This is a genomic window from Microbulbifer maximicatervae (SeqCode) (genome assembly GCF_052467825.1).
On record NZ_CP174327.1, the window covers coordinates 1,421,367 to 1,438,128 of the forward strand.

General features: G+C 53.6%; 12 protein-coding genes. 1 reads left to right on the top strand and 11 read right to left on the bottom strand.

Going from position 1 to position 16,762, the window contains the following annotated elements:
* Nucleotides 1-208: 208 nt before the first annotated feature.
* From ACJJII_RS06355 to glyQ, 4 genes are all read right to left on the bottom strand, one after another.
* Nucleotides 209-3,190, bottom strand: a complete 2,982-nt coding sequence (locus tag ACJJII_RS06355) for a S8 family serine peptidase (RefSeq protein ID WP_444918653.1) — start codon at nucleotides 3,188-3,190, stop codon at nucleotides 209-211.
* A 304-nt stretch (nucleotides 3,191-3,494) separates the two neighbouring features.
* On the bottom strand, nucleotides 3,495-4,046 hold the full coding sequence (gmhB, locus tag ACJJII_RS06360) for a D-glycero-beta-D-manno-heptose 1,7-bisphosphate 7-phosphatase (RefSeq protein ID WP_444918654.1): 552 nt from the start codon (nucleotides 4,044-4,046) through the stop codon (nucleotides 3,495-3,497).
* A gap of 56 nt (nucleotides 4,047-4,102) precedes the next feature.
* Nucleotides 4,103-6,184, bottom strand: a complete 2,082-nt coding sequence (glyS, locus tag ACJJII_RS06365; protein ID WP_444918655.1) for a glycine--tRNA ligase subunit beta — start codon at nucleotides 6,182-6,184, stop codon at nucleotides 4,103-4,105.
* Complete coding sequence (glyQ, locus tag ACJJII_RS06370) at nucleotides 6,184-7,140, bottom strand: glycine--tRNA ligase subunit alpha (RefSeq protein ID WP_282930551.1); 957 nt, start codon at nucleotides 7,138-7,140, stop codon at nucleotides 6,184-6,186. The genes glyS and glyQ overlap by 1 nt, the downstream gene beginning before the upstream one ends.
* Nucleotides 7,141-7,299: 159 nt before the next feature.
* On the opposite strand from glyQ, the gene ACJJII_RS06375 reads away from it, so the two are divergent.
* Nucleotides 7,300-8,187 carry a lysophospholipid acyltransferase family protein gene (locus ACJJII_RS06375; RefSeq protein WP_444918656.1) on the top strand — a complete coding sequence of 296 codons (888 nt, stop codon included), beginning with the start codon at nucleotides 7,300-7,302 and terminating at the stop codon, nucleotides 8,185-8,187.
* Between the two features lie 34 nt (nucleotides 8,188-8,221).
* Here ACJJII_RS06375 and ACJJII_RS06380 read toward each other — a convergent pair whose 3' ends face one another.
* From ACJJII_RS06380 to rsmB, 7 genes are all read right to left on the bottom strand, one after another.
* Nucleotides 8,222-9,409, bottom strand: a complete 1,188-nt coding sequence (locus ACJJII_RS06380) for an ABC transporter permease (protein ID WP_444918657.1) — start codon at nucleotides 9,407-9,409, stop codon at nucleotides 8,222-8,224.
* 62 nt (nucleotides 9,410-9,471) lie between these two features.
* Nucleotides 9,472-10,632 carry an ABC transporter permease gene (locus ACJJII_RS06385; protein ID WP_444918658.1) on the bottom strand — a complete coding sequence of 387 codons (1,161 nt, stop codon included), beginning with the start codon at nucleotides 10,630-10,632 and terminating at the stop codon, nucleotides 9,472-9,474.
* Entirely contained in the window at nucleotides 10,629-11,324 is a 696-nt protein-coding gene (locus ACJJII_RS06390; protein WP_444918659.1) for an ABC transporter ATP-binding protein, read from the bottom strand. Before ACJJII_RS06390 ends, ACJJII_RS06385 begins: the two co-directional genes overlap by 4 nt.
* Nucleotides 11,325-11,370: 46 nt before the next feature.
* Complete coding sequence (locus ACJJII_RS06395; protein WP_444918660.1) at nucleotides 11,371-12,402, bottom strand: efflux RND transporter periplasmic adaptor subunit; 1,032 nt, start codon at nucleotides 12,400-12,402, stop codon at nucleotides 11,371-11,373.
* A gap of 97 nt (nucleotides 12,403-12,499) precedes the next feature.
* A complete protein-coding gene (locus ACJJII_RS06400) occupies nucleotides 12,500-13,951 on the bottom strand; it encodes a TrkH family potassium uptake protein (protein ID WP_282930546.1) in 1,452 nt (483 codons plus the stop codon).
* An 86-nt stretch (nucleotides 13,952-14,037) separates the two neighbouring features.
* A complete protein-coding gene (trkA, locus tag ACJJII_RS06405) occupies nucleotides 14,038-15,423 on the bottom strand; it encodes a Trk system potassium transporter TrkA (RefSeq protein WP_282930545.1) in 1,386 nt (461 codons plus the stop codon).
* 30 nt (nucleotides 15,424-15,453) lie between these two features.
* Nucleotides 15,454-16,761 (bottom strand): 16S rRNA (cytosine(967)-C(5))-methyltransferase RsmB, encoded by a 1,308-nt coding sequence (gene rsmB / locus ACJJII_RS06410; protein WP_444918661.1) that lies wholly within the window; start codon nucleotides 16,759-16,761, stop codon nucleotides 15,454-15,456.
* Nucleotide 16,762 lies beyond the last annotated feature (1 nt).

Consider the following 16,762-nt stretch of genomic DNA (forward strand, 5'->3'; position numbering starts at 1 on the left):
TTGATGATACTACCGGAGTATAAGCTTTCTGCTGCTGTGAATATCAATCGAAAGACAAAAAATTTTTGGCACTTTGGTCGATTATCCCCAGACATAGAGAGCGCTTTTATTTATCAGCAGAATGCACTCAATTGCGAATAAAAAAACCGGCCAAACTCTGGCCGGTTTTGACTTTCACTTCCTACCATCAATTATCAGCGTGTGAGGCCTATTGAGTATTAATCATGACCTGGGTTTCGGAAAAATCTTTTTCTCCATCACCATGAGCTAAAATACCAAGATGGCGGGTACTGGGAGTAATATTCATCCACTCCAAAGAAACTACTCCAGTTTCCCCAATCTGTGCTTGAGTTGGCGCATCCACTGCGGTATTCCCGTTGTCCCCGTTCAGATTAAAGTTGAATAAGCTGAAACTGGTGGGGCCGGCGGATGTCGCATAATCGACAACAACGGCTGCATATTGACCGGGAGAGGGGTTAGCCAGGGAAACTGACTCTGCGGAAGTGGCGCTGCCGCTGGTACCGACTTCGGGATAGTTTGGCGCTGGGCCATAAACTTCCAGGTCCAGGTCGTCACTTCCGCTACCGTTGCCCACATCGGCATCATACATAGCGATATGCGCAAGCTCTGTTCCCTCAGGTATATCAAAGAAAATTACTTGAACATCGCCATCTTCAACAGTGGTTGTAGTGGCCTCACCCTCCGCCAGGCCAGTGACATTCACCTGGAAATCACCGTTGTAGCCGAAGCCCACATTGAGTTCGAGGTTGCCATCGGTGCCGCTGCCAGTTAATTGCTGTGGCGCAGCTAGAGGAACGGGTCGAATAGCAATTGGACTGCGCACACTGATCTGGGAGCCTACGGATTGCCAGGTGAGGTCACCAAAGACCCAAGTATTCATTTCGGCGGACTCTGTGGCGGTGAAGGTCACCTCAAACTCAGCACTCTCTCCCTCCCTGAGGCGTAGCACTTTCGGGTTGATATCTACATCGATACCGAGTGGCGCGTTGATGGATGCCCAATACCAACGCTGGCCGGGGGCGACGCTAGTAACCCGGCGTTTGATGGTCTGGCTGCCGAGGAGGTCGGCGACCCCCATAGAAGCGAGGTTCAGGTCGCTGGAATCGCTAGAGTATCCCAGGGACGTCAAAGCATCACAGGTGTTGCTATCGACCATCTCGGGCTGGAGTTCAGCGCCACATAGGAAGGCGAGATAATCATTGAAGCCCGCATCGTAAACCAGACCCGGTTTAAAGGCGTCACGGGGCACTATGGCACCGGCACCAATATCAAATGGTGTTGCATCCGCTAGTCCGTAAGACTTGCGCAGGTCATTGCGTGCACTCGTCATCAATGCGGACTTGGCCATTGCTGGGCTCCAGTGGGGGTTGGCCTGTTTCAGCATGGCCATTACACCGGCGACATGGGGACTGGCCATAGAAGTTCCACTGAGGGCTCCAAATAGCTCTCCTCCGCTTAACACTGGAGAAATCCCCGCGATAATGCCAACCCCCGGGGCACTGATATCCGGCTTGATAATATCCGGAGCTCCGCCGTTCTGGCCGCGAGATGAAAAGTTTGCGACGCGGTCTTCCCTGGGGATCAATTGAGATGGATCGATAACCCCAGAAACTTCGCTACTGGCTGCGAGAGTTTCGCCCTCGTAGTACGAGATCATCATTCCGGGGATACGGGTATCAGGGGCTGACATGGAAATCGGGTTGATGCGATCGTCTGCAGTACCATCGTTGTAAACGACGATAGCCAAGGCTCCGGCATCGGCAGCATTGTTATATTTATCGGTAAAGGAGCAACCCCCACGTCTTACCAGAGCAATACTGCCCTCCAAAGACTCGCTGTTAGTGACTTCGCTACAAGCTTCTAACGGCTCGCTGAGAACAACCTCAGCAGAGACTGCTCCAACCTCTTCCAGACTTACTGTGCCGTTACCCTCACGTCCTTCGTAAGTGCCGGAAACCGACTCTGGTGAGGATACTTGTAGGGCTAAGCCGAAGCTCTGGTCATCTTCAGAGGCGCCGACTGCGGTTATCCAAGGAACCCCTGAAGGGGTTCCCATGGTCTCTGGGCCTGGTCCGTTATTACCGGCAGATGTGGCGACGAAAACGCCGGCATCGGCGGCAAATAAAAATGCGATGTCATCGGCACCACTAAAGGTGGTACTGGCGCCACCTATCGAGAAGTTAATAACATCCACACCATCGGCCACGGCTTCATCAATAGCCGCCATGGAGTCGGCGGACGAGCAACCACTATCATCGGGGTCTGGAGCATCCCAGCACACTTTATACACCGCTATGCGGGCTCGTGGCGCCATTCCGGTAAGGGTTTTTCCATCCGGGGTAATAACGCCATAGTTACCGGCGGCAGTGGTCGCGGTGTGGGTACCGTGCCCGTCTGCATCCCTGGCTGACAGGAATTCGTAATCTGCCAATTCGTTGTTGGTCAGGAAGGCATCGGAAAATGACTTGGCCTTAATCAGCTTATTGTTACAGGTAAACGCAGCGTCGTTGGGGTTTTGGTCACTGTTTCCAAATTCACAACCGTCACCAGTAAAGCTGTCGGGTATTGAACCGTAGGGAACTTGGGGCCCCAGGTTGCCCTGTAACGGTGTAGCTATATCTGCGACACTCTGGTGTTCAGGGTGGATCCCCGTGTCGATAACACCTACAACAATATCCTCACCCGTAATCCCCCAAAGCCATGGACTGGGCATATCTGTGATGCCGAGGAAGTCCGCAGTGGAGTCAGTATGGGGCTTTAGTAATTCATCTTCCCAAACACCTTTAACGTCGGCGCGACCGCGCAGAGCAGCCGCTTCCTTTTCACTCATTACGGCGGCGAAGCCATTAAAAGCGGTGTCGTATTCATGAACAGTGTGTGCGCTGGGAACGGTGGATAGAACTTGTTCCCGCCGCGACCGGAGGAAATTGGAATAGTGTTGGTAGCTACTGCTTTGGGGGTCGATTTTGCCACGCTTGGTCGGTTTGGTGGCCGATAAGCCGGGGATGGTACCGCTATAGGAGGACAGAGGTTCGCTGTCCAGTTGAACAATGTAAACTTTTTTTGGTTTTTTTTGACTGGGGGCAAACTTACTTGTGGCTGATTCAGCAAATACACTGTTGGATAACAACATACCGGCTGTCAGGGCAGTAAGAATTTTTCTTTTCATTGAAGTATCCCTTTTATTGTTTTGTGCAGGCGGCAACAAAAGGCTTAAAAGAGCTCGTCGCCGGGGGCATTACTCCTTTTCCCCCGACAGGAATGTTCAGAGCGTCATTTAAGCCTTACCCATCCTTGGCTTGGCACGAATCATTGATACAACAATGGGCTCGCCTTCCCGCTAGTTGCTTTTAAAGGAATGCGCCATACAGCTCAACATGTTGGCGCCTAGCTGAACAACAGATCGCAAAAATGGTGCGCCAGGTTAGATATTGGTCGCTTGAATCATCTAGCGAAAAGAGAGAGGGAGTGATTTAGGGGGATAATAGAAACTGAGAAAAATGCGAAAGATCAACAAATACTGAAGTATTAGCGAGGCGGGGATCCGGCTGCTCGATCAGGTGCTGTAACGTCTGATCACCTGCACCGGTTTTTACCAGAACGGGTTTACACCCCTTCTCCAACGCCAGATAAAGATCTGCCAGCTTGTCTCCGACCAAATAACAGTCGTGCAGGCTGGTATCAAATTCAGCCTCGATGGCATCCAGCAGACCCGCCAGGGGTTTGCGGCAGCGGCAATTATCTTCAGGGCCGTGGGGACAGTAGAAAATAGCGGCGATTTCGCCACCGGCATCTTCCACCTGAGCACGCATTTTAGCGTGCATTTCTTCCAGGTCATCCAGGTCAAATTGGCCCAGCGCCAGGCCGCTCTGATTGGTGGCTATCACCAGTTGATGGCCGGCCTGACTGAGCGCTGCCAGCGCTTCAATACTGCCGGACAGGGGTTGCCATTCGTCGGCGGATTTGACGAATTTATCGGGGTTTTCGTTGATCACCCCGTCGCGGCCGAGAATGATAATTGCCATATTCGTATCTCCCTGATTTGCGAGGCGGGGGGTTAATGCCCCGCCTCTTCAAGTCATTACTTGGCAGGAACCAGTAGGGAAATATCGGCAACTTCGAGGAACAGTGCGCGCAGTTGGGCCAATAGGGCCAGGCGGTTGTTGCGCAGTTGCTCGTCGTCACTCATTACCATCACGTGGTCGAAGAAGCTGTCTACGGTTTCACGCAGGCCAGCCAGGCCGGCGAGGCCCTCAGCGAAGAGCGCATCGCTATACAGAGGCTCGACTTCTGTGCGGGCAACCTGTACTGCGGCGAACAGAGCCTTTTCCGCCTCCTCCTGCAACAGAGCCTCATCCACACTGCTGGGTACAGCACTGTCTAACTTGGCGAGGATATTGGAAACGCGTTTGTTGGCGGCGGCCAAAGCACCAGACTCTGGCAGCTGGCTAAACGCGTTGACCGCGTGCACGCGGTTGTCGATATCCAGCGGGCGCGACAGCTTGCGCGCGGCAACGGACATAAATACTTCGGTGGCGATACCCTGGTCTTCGTAGCGGGCGCGGAAGCGTTCCAGTACATACTGCAGAGTCTGTTCCACCACCTTGTCATATTCACCCAGGGCAGTGCGCGGATAGCTGTCGCGGGCCAATTCCAGCAATTCGCGCAGGTCCAGGTCGAGACGCTTCTCTATGAGGATGCGGATGATCCCCAGGCTGGCGCGGCGCAGGGCGAAGGGGTCGCGGGAGCCGCTGGGAGGTTGGCCTATGCCGAAGATGCCGACCAAAGTATCCAGGCGATCCGCCAGGGCAATTACAGTGCCGGTGTCGCTGGCGGGCAGCTCGTCGCCGGCAAACTTGGGCATATACTGCTCGTACATGGCCTTGGCTACATCCAACGGCTCACCGTCGTTTTCGGCGTAGTAGTAGCCGGCGATGCCCTGCATATCGGCAAACTCGAACACCATCTCGGTAACCAGGTCTGACTTGCACAGGCGGCCAGCGCGCTCGGCCCAGTCGCCGTTGCTTCCGGTTTTCTCAGCGATGGTGCGGGCCAAGGCAGCTACCCGTTCAGTCTTGTCGTAGACGCTACCCAGGTGCTGCTGGAATACGATTTGGCGCAGTTTCTCGCGTCGTGATTCCAGGCTGGTCTTCTTGTCTGTCTCAAAGAAGAAGGCGGCATCCGCCAGGCGCGGACGGATTACGCGCTCATTGCCGTGGATAACCTGGGCGGCATCCTGGCTCTCGATATTGGACACGGTGATAAAGAAAGGCAGCAACTGGCCATCTTCATCTACTACATGGAAATATTTCTGGTGCTCCTTCATGGAGGAGATCAGGGCTTCAGCGGGTACTTCCAGGAAGCGCTCTTCGAAGCGGCCGGTGAGGGCAACAGGCCACTCCACCAATGCAGTCACTTCGTCGAGCAGATCGTCATCGATGACCGCTTCACCATTGACGTTGTTGGCTTCGGCAATCACCTGGGCGCGAATGGCTTCGCGGCGCTCGGCAAAGTCAGCCATTACGTAGCCGGGTTCGCGCAAAACCTGTGCATAGTCGTGGGCGGAGTGGATCTCCAGCTCGCGATTGCAGTGGAAGCGATGACCACGGCTGGTGTTACCGGCTTTTAAGCCGAGTACTTCACCGTTTACTACCTTGTTGCCAAACAGCATGACGAGCCAGTGCACCGGGCGCACGAACTCCTCGCGGCGCGCACCCCAGCGCATACGCTTGGGAATTGGAAGTTGCGCCAATGCCTTCTCGACAATGCTCGCTAACAGGGATTCGGTTTCAGCGCCTTTTTGCTCGTTGATAAAGGCCAAGCGCTCGCCTTTGTCGGTCTCTTTGCGTCCCAGCTCTTCAACAGTTACGCCGTTGCTGCGGGCGAACCCCTCAGCGGCTTTACTGGGCTTACCCTCTTTATCGAAAGCGGCTTTGACAGCCGGGCCCAGCTTTTCAATTTGTTTGTCTTGCTGCTTATCTGCCAAACCGAATACCGCTACCGCCAGGCGACGTGGGGCTGCGTAGGCTTTAACTTCGCCAAAAGACAACTCGGCGCCTTTGAGGCCCTGGGTAATACCATCGGCGAAAGCGCTCATTAATTTGTGTAACGCCTTGGGCGGCAGCTCTTCGGTGCCCAGCTCTACCAGAAAATCCTGAGCCATTACTGCTTCTCCTCTTGCTCGATGTCTTCCGCCAAAATATCTGCCCGCAGAGCTTCATCCGCCATGGGGAAGCCTAAGGCGCGGCGCGCATCGTAGTAAGCCTGTGCCACGGCGCGGGCCAGGGTTCGTACGCGCAGGATATAGCGCTGGCGCTCAGTCACAGAGATGGCGTGGCGCGCATCCAGAAGGTTGAAGGCGTGGGAGGCCTTCATAACTTGCTCGTAAGCGGGGAGCGGCAGGCCCAGCTCAATCAGGCGTGTGCTCTCGCGCTCGCAGTGATCGAAGGTCGCGAACAGGAACTCCACATCGGCGTGTTCAAAGTTGTAATGGGACATTTCCACTTCGTTCTGATGGAAAACGTCGCCGTAGGTGACGGGGCTGCCATCCGGGTTGCGGGTCCACACTAAATCGTAGATAGACTCGACACCTTGCAGATACATGGCGATACGCTCAAGACCGTAGGTGATCTCGCCGGTAACTGGGTAGCACTCGAGGCCGCCAACCTGCTGGAAGTAGGTGAACTGGGTAACTTCCATACCATTCAGCCAAACTTCCCAGCCGAGGCCCCAGGCGCCCAGGGTTGGGGATTCCCAGTTGTCCTCAACAAAGCGAATATCGTGGACAGCGGGATCTACGCCCATGGCGCGAAGGCTATCGAGGTACAATTCCTGGATATTGTCCGGGGATGGTTTCATTACTACCTGGTATTGGTAGTAGTGCTGAAGGCGGTTGGGGTTCTCGCCGTAGCGGCCATCGGTAGGGCGGCGGCAGGGCTGTACATAGGCCGCATTCCAGTTTTCCGGGCCTATGGCACGGAGGAAGGTCGCTGGATGAAAGGTGCCGGCGCCCACTTCCATATCCAGAGGCTGTAGAATGACGCACCCTTGGCGCGCCCAATAATCCTGCAGGGCAAAAATGAGTCCCTGAAAGGTACTGAGATCGTATTGCTTGGACACCGCTATCTCCGGATCAGTATCTGCTGTGGGCAAAGGGACGCAATTATAGCGGCAGCGGCTCCTGTGCTTAAAGCGCTATAGCCGCTTCGGAGGTGTCAATGTTCATTCTCGAACTAGATAGCCGTCTCAAAATGGCTTTTGTGGATAGGAAGTAATTCAGTGGATATTAAAGGGCGCCTTGCAGTAGGGGCACTGAAAATCATTGGCAAACTGCCGTTGTCTTGGTCGCGACGCCTCGGTTTACTCGTTGGCAAAATTGCTGTGTGGACGCGCTCCGAGGGGCTGCGTCTGAGCTGTATAAACCTGGAGTTGTGCTATCCGGCCATGGACCCAAAGCAGCGCGAACGGCTCGCCAGAGAGAGCGTGATCAGTACTGCAATGGCCGGTTTTGAGATGGCGGCCCTATGGAACACCCCCTGGGCCAAAAGTAAGAATGCGATTGTGGGAGTGCGCAACCAGCACTTGCTCGACGGGAGTGAAGAAGGCAGGACCGGCACAATTGTACTGATGCCGCATACGGGCAATTGGGAAATTTTTGGATTGCATGTAGGCACCCTGGCTCCCTGCACAGTGCTATACCAGCCTCCCAAAATTGAAGCTTTGGACCCGGTTATTCGCAATGGGCGGGAAGTGACCGGTGGCAAGATGGTTCCCACCAACGTACATGGGGTTCGCTCGCTACTTAAGGCTCTCAAAGCCGGTAATTTTGCCCTGATACTTCCCGATCAGGAGCCGGATATGGGAGGTGATTTTGCTCCTTTCTTTGGGCGCCCCGCATTGACGATGACCTTGGTTCACAATTTGATACAGCGCACTAATTGCCATGTGGTGTTTGGTTTCGGCAAGCGCGTTGAAGGTGGTTTTGAACTGGTATTTGTTCCTGCGGAAAAGGCCATTTATAACGATGAGCAGAAAGTTTCCCTGGCGGCGATGAATCGGGGAGTGGAGGCCTGTATTGCCCAGGCACCAGAGCAGTATCAGTGGGAATACAAGCGCTTCAGGAAACAGCCGGAAGGTAAGAGCAAAATTTACCGCAAGAAAAAGTAGGGGCTCTTGATAGAAGCCCCTAGCTGAAAAGTATTTAAGCCGCGTGCCGGAAAGCGACCACAACCGGCATGCGTGCCGCGCGCCAGGCGGGGAAGAAGCCGCTGATAAAGCCGATCACCAGCGCCAGTATGGCGCCCTGCACAAACAGGTCTGGGGACATCTCAAAACTGAACACCACCTGGGTAAAACTGCCTCCCAGAGTTGAGGTGTTGAGACCGTCGAAAAACAGGTAAGCAGCCAGGGAACCCAAAAGTCCACCGGCAACGGCTAACACCATGGCCTCCGCAATAGTGCCGCAGAACGCGGAGAAGTTGCTGAACCCCAACGCGCGCAGCGTGGCGATTTCACGAGCCCGGTCCGCTACCGAGGTGTACATGGTGTTGAGCGCCCCGGCCAGTGCGCCGAGGGCCATCACCGAGCTGATAATCCAGCCAAAAATTGCGATATATTGCAGTTGTTTACCCTGGCTGGCGAAGTACTCCTGTTCGGTTTGCGCTTCCAGGTTCAGGCGGGGCTCGCGTTTAATGGTTTCTTGAATGGGCTTGAGATCGCCGTCATTCTCCAATTGCAAGCGGATTGACTGGTAGCTGTTACCGCGATTGTAGTGACTTTGGATAATTTTGATATCTGCCCACAGCTCGCTCTCAAATATATTACCCCCTGTGGAAAAGATCCCAACAACTGTCCACTGGTTTTTGCCAAAGCGCACTTCTTTACCGATTTCGAAACCATTAAATTCACGCAATACCCCTTCACCAACAATCATTTCGTTAGTGCCGGGAGTAAACATATGCCCCTCCACCATACGCATGTTATTGCGCATGGCCATGCCGGTTTTATTGAGACCGCGCAAGGGGATATTGGCTTCGGTGCCTGTGGATTTCTTCAGACCGTCGACAATCACGTAGAGCTCCGGCGATACCAGCGGGCCGTTGGAATCGGCGGCAACACCGGCGGATTCCGCGACCAGGTTGACCTGGTCCTGCAGGATTACAGAGTTGATTTCACTGGCAGACCCCTCTCGCATCAGGATAGCGACCTGGCTGGAGCCGGCCCCACTCATGGTCGCCTCAAAGCCCTTGGCCATAGCGAGAAACGCCAGCAGGATTGCGACGACAACTGCCGAGGCAAATACCATGGCCAGTGACATCCACAGGCGCCGACGCAGGCTGCCCAGATTCATCAGGGTTACCGAAACAATTTGTGCAATAAGAGAACCCATAATTTCTTCTCCTTTAAGGCTCCCCCAGTGAAAACCATGCGTGGTTTCAGTGGGGCACCAGTTTATTGTTGTCGGTTAAATGCAGTTACTATGTTGAGTCGCAGAGCCTGAAAGGCTGGCATCAGCCCGGTAATCAGCCCCAACAACAACATAAATAGAATGGCTTGCAGGGCGATATCCCCATCCAAAATCAAATTGGGCAAAAAGCGGGCAAGGAAGGTTTTTACCCCTTCGACCAGCAGCCAGGCTGCGGCCAGGCCGGAAAGGCCGCCGACAAAGGCAATTAACAGGGACTCCGACAGCACCATTCGGAAAATACGAGTGCTGGAAAAACCCAGGGTTTTTAATACGGCGATTTCCCCGGTACGCTCGCGAATCGCCAGTGCCATAGTGTTGCCAACCACTACCAATATGGTGAAAAAGGCAGTAAACACCACAGAAAAAATAATTAAGCCAATATTTCCGATTTGTTCAATAAAGGCTTTATTAAAGGCTTTCTCGGTACTGGTATCGGTTTCATTCTGCGAGTTGGCAAAATTATCATCGATATTTTTTGCGACGTTTTCATTGATAGCGGGATCATCGGTTGTTAGTGCCATCCAGCCAATCCAGTCGCCACCGAAAGTCTGTGTCTCCATAAAATATTTATAATGAAACAATAATTGGCGTGTATCGTACTGTTCCGTATCCCCTTTAAAAATCCCGGAAATCACAAATTCCCAGGTGTAGCCACCATCTTTGTGTGAAAAAATATTGGAGGATAAAGGAATCCTATCGCCTACTTTCCAGCCGTAAATCTGCGCGAGTTTTTCCCCAACCAAGGCCCCTTGCCGATTGTTAAACCAAGCCTGCTTTTGTTCCTCGGGAATAACAACTTCTTCATAGACTTTTAAATAGGATTCTGGATCTACAGCCATTGAAACGACCTGCCGGCTGGGTTCCTGAAAATAACCGCCAAACCAGTTGAGATGAGTTACATGTTTCACTCCCTCGACGGCTGCAACCTTTTGCACATAGGCAATGGGTAGTGACTGGGTAAAGTTAATTCTATTGAATACCACCAGACGATTATCGGCGGATAATTCCACGCTGGAATTTAATGCGGACTTGAGGCTGGTAACCGCACCGAAAATCAAGAAGGCGATAAAAATAGCAAAGCAAGTAAGGAATAGCCGCAAGGGCTTCCTTGTCATATTTTTAAAAACCAAATAAAAATCACTCATGCCACTATTTCCCTCTGCACAAATTGTCCTTTATCCAGATGCAGGGTGCGCTTGGCGTATCTTGCAGCCGCGGGATCATGGGTAACCATCACGATGGTTTTGCCGTGATCGCGGTTTAACAATTGCAGCATTTCCAGTATTTCATCTGCTGTGGCCCGATCCAGGTCACCAGTGGGCTCATCACACAGAATCAGTTTTGGATCGGAAACGATCGCGCGAGCGATGGCAACACGCTGTTGTTGTCCGCCGGACATTTCACTGGGCATATGTTTTGCCCGATCACTTAATCCCACCAGGGCCAGTGCGGTTTCCACATTGTGGCGGCGTTGTGATTTGGAGAGATTTGTCAGCAGTAGCGGCAGCTCTACATTGCGCTGCGCATTGAGCATCGGCATTAAATTGTAAAATTGGAAAATGAAACCAATATTTCTCGCTCGCCAGCGGGTTAGGGCGCCTTCATTGAGGGAGTCAATGCGCTCGCTGTCAAACCATATCTCTCCACCGCTGGGTTGATCGACGCCGCCCAACATATTTAACAGCGTTGTTTTACCGGAGCCAGAAGGCCCCATAATGGCAACGAAATCACCGCGATCAATTTCCATGTTCAGGGATTCAAAAATGGAAATGGTCTCTTTGCCCTTGGTAAAACTTTTGCTGATATCCTTCAGCTGAAACAACACTTCCTCTGACATCTCAAATTCCCTCTTATAAATACTGTTGTGTTTTTATTGGTGTTTGCTAAGGAGCTGCGGCCTCGCCTGCGAGGAAGCCCACCTTAACGCCCATATCCGGCAAGATTCGGGCATCTTTGTCATCGATAGCGATTCGTACCCGGACAGTTGCCTTGGCTCGATCGGCCGTTGGAATGATGGCGATAACGGTAGCTGGGATGTCCCAGTTCGGGTAGGCATCCAAGTTGGCGTTAACTTTCTGTCCCTTGGCAACCCGGCCGATAAAGGCTTCGTTCACATCCACTTCGATTTCGAGTGAATTCATATCCACGATGGTACAGATTCCAGTGCGGGTAAAACCTCCGCCGGCAGAGCTGGGGGCAACTATCTCGCCAGGTTGTGCATTTTTTGTCGTGACTACCCCGGCAAAAGGCGCGCGGATAATATGATCTGCCAGGCGTTCTCGCTGCCTCTCAGCTTCAAGAATGGCGACTTGAATATTGGCGCGGGCACTTTTTAAGTCTGCCCGTAACCCCTCTACCGAGGATTCACTTTGGGTGAGCTGCGCTTTGCTGGAATAGTTTTTGTCTCGAAGTCCGGCAAAACGCCGATATTGGCGTTCAGCCTCTTTTAACTTCGCGTGAATACTCGCTTCCTTAGCTTGAAGCACTTGAATTTGTGCCTGGGCAAAATCCAGCGCGACCCGCGCTTTGGCATCATCCAAGCGGGCCAGAACCTGCCCCTCCTCGACCTGCATTCCCTCTTCGACATCCACACTACTGATCAGGCCCATTACTTCAGCAGAGACCGTAGCCATGCGCCTCGGTGTGATATAGCCGGAAGCATTAAGAATGGTCTCGTGAAATTTTTCCTCCCTGGGGATCAAGCTGAGAGTCTTGGCTTGAGGTTCGCTACTTTGGGGGAGCACTGGTGTACTGTCTTTTGCAAATAGAGAAGCGCCGGCAAGGCCTATAACTATGCCAGTAACTAGGCCGACAGATGCCGCCAATATAACTTTGCGCGATGGGGAACTGGGTTCGGGCGCTGTTTCCCGATCAATTTTGAGTTGACCGAGCAGCGCACTAGTATCTCTGCTCATACAGCCTGTTTTTATTAGTTACTTCCTGTAAACAGCAACTGTGGCAGAAATTAAAAAATATTGCCACGCGTTAGCGTGGCCATGACATCTTGTGTCGCTAGTGGCGCCAAAAAGCCGGGGTAAGTAGTACTAGCAGGGTAAAAATTTCCAGGCGTCCCATCAGCATCGCCAGGATAAGAAACCATTTGGCGACTTCATTAACCGCACCATAGTGGGCAGCGGCTTCGCCGAGGGCCGGTCCGATATTACTCAGGCAGGAGGCTACTGTAGTAACGGAGGTGACAAAGTCCTCACCGGTGGCAATGACGATAATGGCGAGGATAAAAAAGGATGAAACATAGACCGCAAAGAAGCCCCACACTGCGTCGGTAACTCGATCGGGGACAATTTTCCGGTTGATCTTGATAGGGATAACCGCATTGGGATGTACCAAGCGATTCAGCTCGCGCATACCGGACTTCATAATCAGCATACCGCGCACCGCCTTAATGCCCCCTGAGGTTGAGCCGGCGCAGGCACCGAGAATACCTAACAGCAAGAGGACGTAGGGTAAGAATACTGGCCAGGCTGAGAAATTTTCAGAGGCGAAGCCGGCAGTGGTGCTGATCGAGACCACCTGGAAGAAACCGTGTAGCAGGCTGTTACCGGGGGAGAAGATATTCAATATCCACAGGTAACAGCTGATCAACAGGCCGGCACCGAGAATCAGCATAACGTAGAAGCGGAATTCTGAGTCGCGCCAATAGTGGCTGAGGGTCCTGTTGCGAAATGCGAAGAAATGCAGACCGAAGTTAATGGCAGCAGTAAACATAAACACGATACAAATAATCATGATCGCGCGGTTGTGGGCGTAGAACCCCATACTGGCATCGTGGGTGGAGAAGCCTCCATTGGCCACAGTGGAAAACGCATGGCCAACGGCGTCGAATACCGTCATGCCGGCCCACCAGTAGCCGATGCCGCAGAGGATTGTAAGAATCACATAAATAACAATTAGTGCCCGTGCTGTCTCGGCAATACGTGGAGTCAATTTGGTATCTTTTACCGGGCCGGGAATTTCTGCCTTATACAGCTGCATACCACCGATACCCAGCATCGGCAGGATGGCCAGGGCGATAACAATTACGCCGATACCGCCAAACCACTGCAACTGCTGGCGGTAGTAGAGAATGGCCGGAGGCAGTGAGTCCAACCCGGTAATCACCGTGGCGCCGGTGGTTGTTAGCCCTGAGATGGATTCAAAAATAGAGTCGGTGATACTCAAGTCGGGCTGAGGGCTGATAATAAAGGGCAGGGCACCGAAGCTGCCCAGTACCAGCCAGAACAAAGATGTCACCACGAATCCGTCCCGGGTGCGCAGGTCTTCGCGCAAATCGTGCACTGGCAGCCACATAAACAGGCCGGTGATCAGAGTGATGACAAAGGCTGCGACAAATGCGCTGTGAGTACCATCTTCATACCACAGGGATACGCCAATCGGCGGCAGCAGAGTCAGGCTGAACACCGTCAAGAGAATTCCAAAAACTCGCGCAATTACCGCAATTCGCATTGGCGCCTATCAGCCTATCGTTATTTGTTGCAATGTTATCTGGACGGCGGAGACCGTTATCGCCGGAAAACGAAAATATTATTTGCTCAGAAAAAGCCAAAACCAACTTGGAACAGTTGTTCAACATGGCGAGTCTGGCGGCGGTCGATAAGGAAGACAATCACGTGGTCATCGCTTTGCACAATGACATCATCGTGTGCCATCAAAACTTCGCTGCCATTTTCCGTTTCCCGTACTATGGCGCCAATCGAGGCGCCCTCGGGCAAGTCGATATCTTCGATCTTGCGCCCCACCACCTTGGAAGTGCGCTCGTCACCGTGGGCGATAACCTCAATGGCTTCAGCTGCACCTCGACGCAGGGAGTGGACGTTGACCATATCTCCTCGGCGCACATGGGTGAGCAGGCTGCCAATCGTATTTTGCTGCGGTGAGATGGCAATATCGATTTCACCACCCTGTACCAGGTCCACATAAGCGCGGTTATTGATCAGCGTCATCACTTTGCGTGCGCCCAGACGCTTGGCCAATAGTGACGACATGATATTAGCCTCGTCGTCATTGGTCAGGGCAAGAAAAACATCGGTATCTTCGATGCTCTCTTCCAGCAGCAACTCCTGATCGGAGGCGCTGCCGTGCAGGATAATGGTGTGAGACAGCTCCTCGGATAAAAATACACAGCGCTCGTGGCTCTGCTCAATAATTTTTACCGAATAGCGATTCTCCAGCCGGGTGGCCAGGCGCAAACCAATATTGCCGCCGCCGGCGATCACCACTCGTTTATAACCGTGTTCCAATCGACGCAGTTCGCTCATTACCGCGCGAATATCTGCTCGCGCGGCAATAAAGAACACCTCATCGCCGGCTTCAATCACCGTATCACCCTGGGGAATAATTGGCCGGTTGCGGCGATAAATCGCAGCAACCCGGGTATCTACCTTGGGCATATGCTCGCGCAAATAGCGCAGTTGGTGCCCAACCAGAGGCCCGCCCTGAACGGCTAAAACAGTTACCAGCTGTACGCGACCACCGGCAAAATCCAGTACCTGCAAGGCTCCGGGATGTTCCATCAGGCGGGAGATATACTCTGAAACCAGTTGCTCCGGGCTGATCAGTACATCGATAGGGATGGCCTGGGTATCGAATAATTCCGGGTATTGCAGGTAGGAGGAGGCCCGTACCCGGGCGATTTTGGTGGGGACGCGAAACAGAGAGTGCGCAATCTGGCAGGCCGCCATATTGGTCTCATCGTTATTGGTGACTGCAACCAGGATATCCGCATCCTCAATCCCGGCTTCCATCAGAATATCCGGGTGAGAGGCGTGGCCCAGTACCACGCCGATATCGATGCGGTCGCGCAGTTCGCGCAGGGTTTTCTCGTCGCTGTCCACCAGGACAATATCATTGCGCTCGGAGGCCAGGGCCTCCGCTAGAGAGCCGCCCACCTGGCCGGCGCCGAGAATGACAATTTTCATATCGGATGAGACTCGCGACTAGCGACGTCGTTATTCAGCTTTGCTCAGCAGAGCGTAGTAGAAACCGTCACCGCCGCCGGTTTGGGGTAGAAGCTGCATACCGGCAACTTGTTTCTCGCCCCAGGGCTTATCGTTTAGCAGTTCAGGGGTATTGTCGCTCGCATCCTCTGTCTCCGCAATGAACGCTGCGACGACTTCGCTGTTTTCCGTCGGTAGGCTGGAACAGGTGGCGTAAAGCAACTGCCCACCCGGTTTAACCAGGGGCCACAGAGCGCGCAGGATCTTGCCCTGCAAAGCCACTAACTCGGCAATGTCTTCTTCCCGGCGCAATAGTTTGATATCCGGGTTGCGGCGAATTACCCCGGTTGCCGAACAGGGTGCGTCCAGTAGTATCTGGTCGTATTGCTGCCCGTCCCACCACTCATTCGGAGACGTGGCATCGGCACAAATAAGCTCGGCACTCTGCCCGTTGCGCTCGAGGTTTTCCTCGACCCGCACCAGGCGGTCCTCCTCAATATCCAACGCGCTCAACTGAATGCTGGATTCCTGCTCCAATAAGTGGCAACTCTTGCCTCCAGGTGCCGCACACGCGTCCAACACCCGGGCATTTTCCTGCGGCTGTAACAGCAGCGCCGCTAATTGTGCGGACTCATCCTGAACACTGACCAAGCCCTCGGCAAAGCCCGGCAGCACTGTGACTGAAACCGGCTCAACCAGGGTGATACCGACCGGGGAAATAGTACAGGGCTCGGCGGAGAGGCCGGTTTCATCGAGCTGTTGTAAATAGTCCTCGCGCGAGATCTTGGCAGTATTTACCCGCAAGGTCATGGGTGGGTTGGTATTGTTGGCGCGGAAGATGTCTGACGCCTTCTCAGGCCAGGCGGCTTTAATCTGCTGCTGTAACCAGGCCGGGTGCATAGAGCTGAACTGTGGATTGCCGGACAGCTTGCGCTGAAGCTGCTCACTGTTGCGCAGGGCGTTGCGCAGCACCCCGTTGATCAGCCCGGTCGCTCTGTTCAGGCCGAGGCTACGCGCGGCATTGACGGTTGCAGATATGGCGGCGTGATCGGGTATGCGAGTGTACTCGAGTTGGTAAATGCCCAGCAGGATCAGTGCATTGATCTCAATATCCGAGACTTTTTTACGCAGCAACTTGGCGGCGATCAATTGTAGGCGCGGTGCCGTGCGGGCACTGCCGTAACAGAGCTCCCGCAACAGAGGGCGGTCGCGCTCCTCGACTTTGTCCTCGGCGGCAGGCAGAAGTCTTGCCAACGAGCCATGTTCTTCCAGCAGTGAGGCGATAACTCGGGCGGCCTCGGCGCGTACATCTCTGCTCATA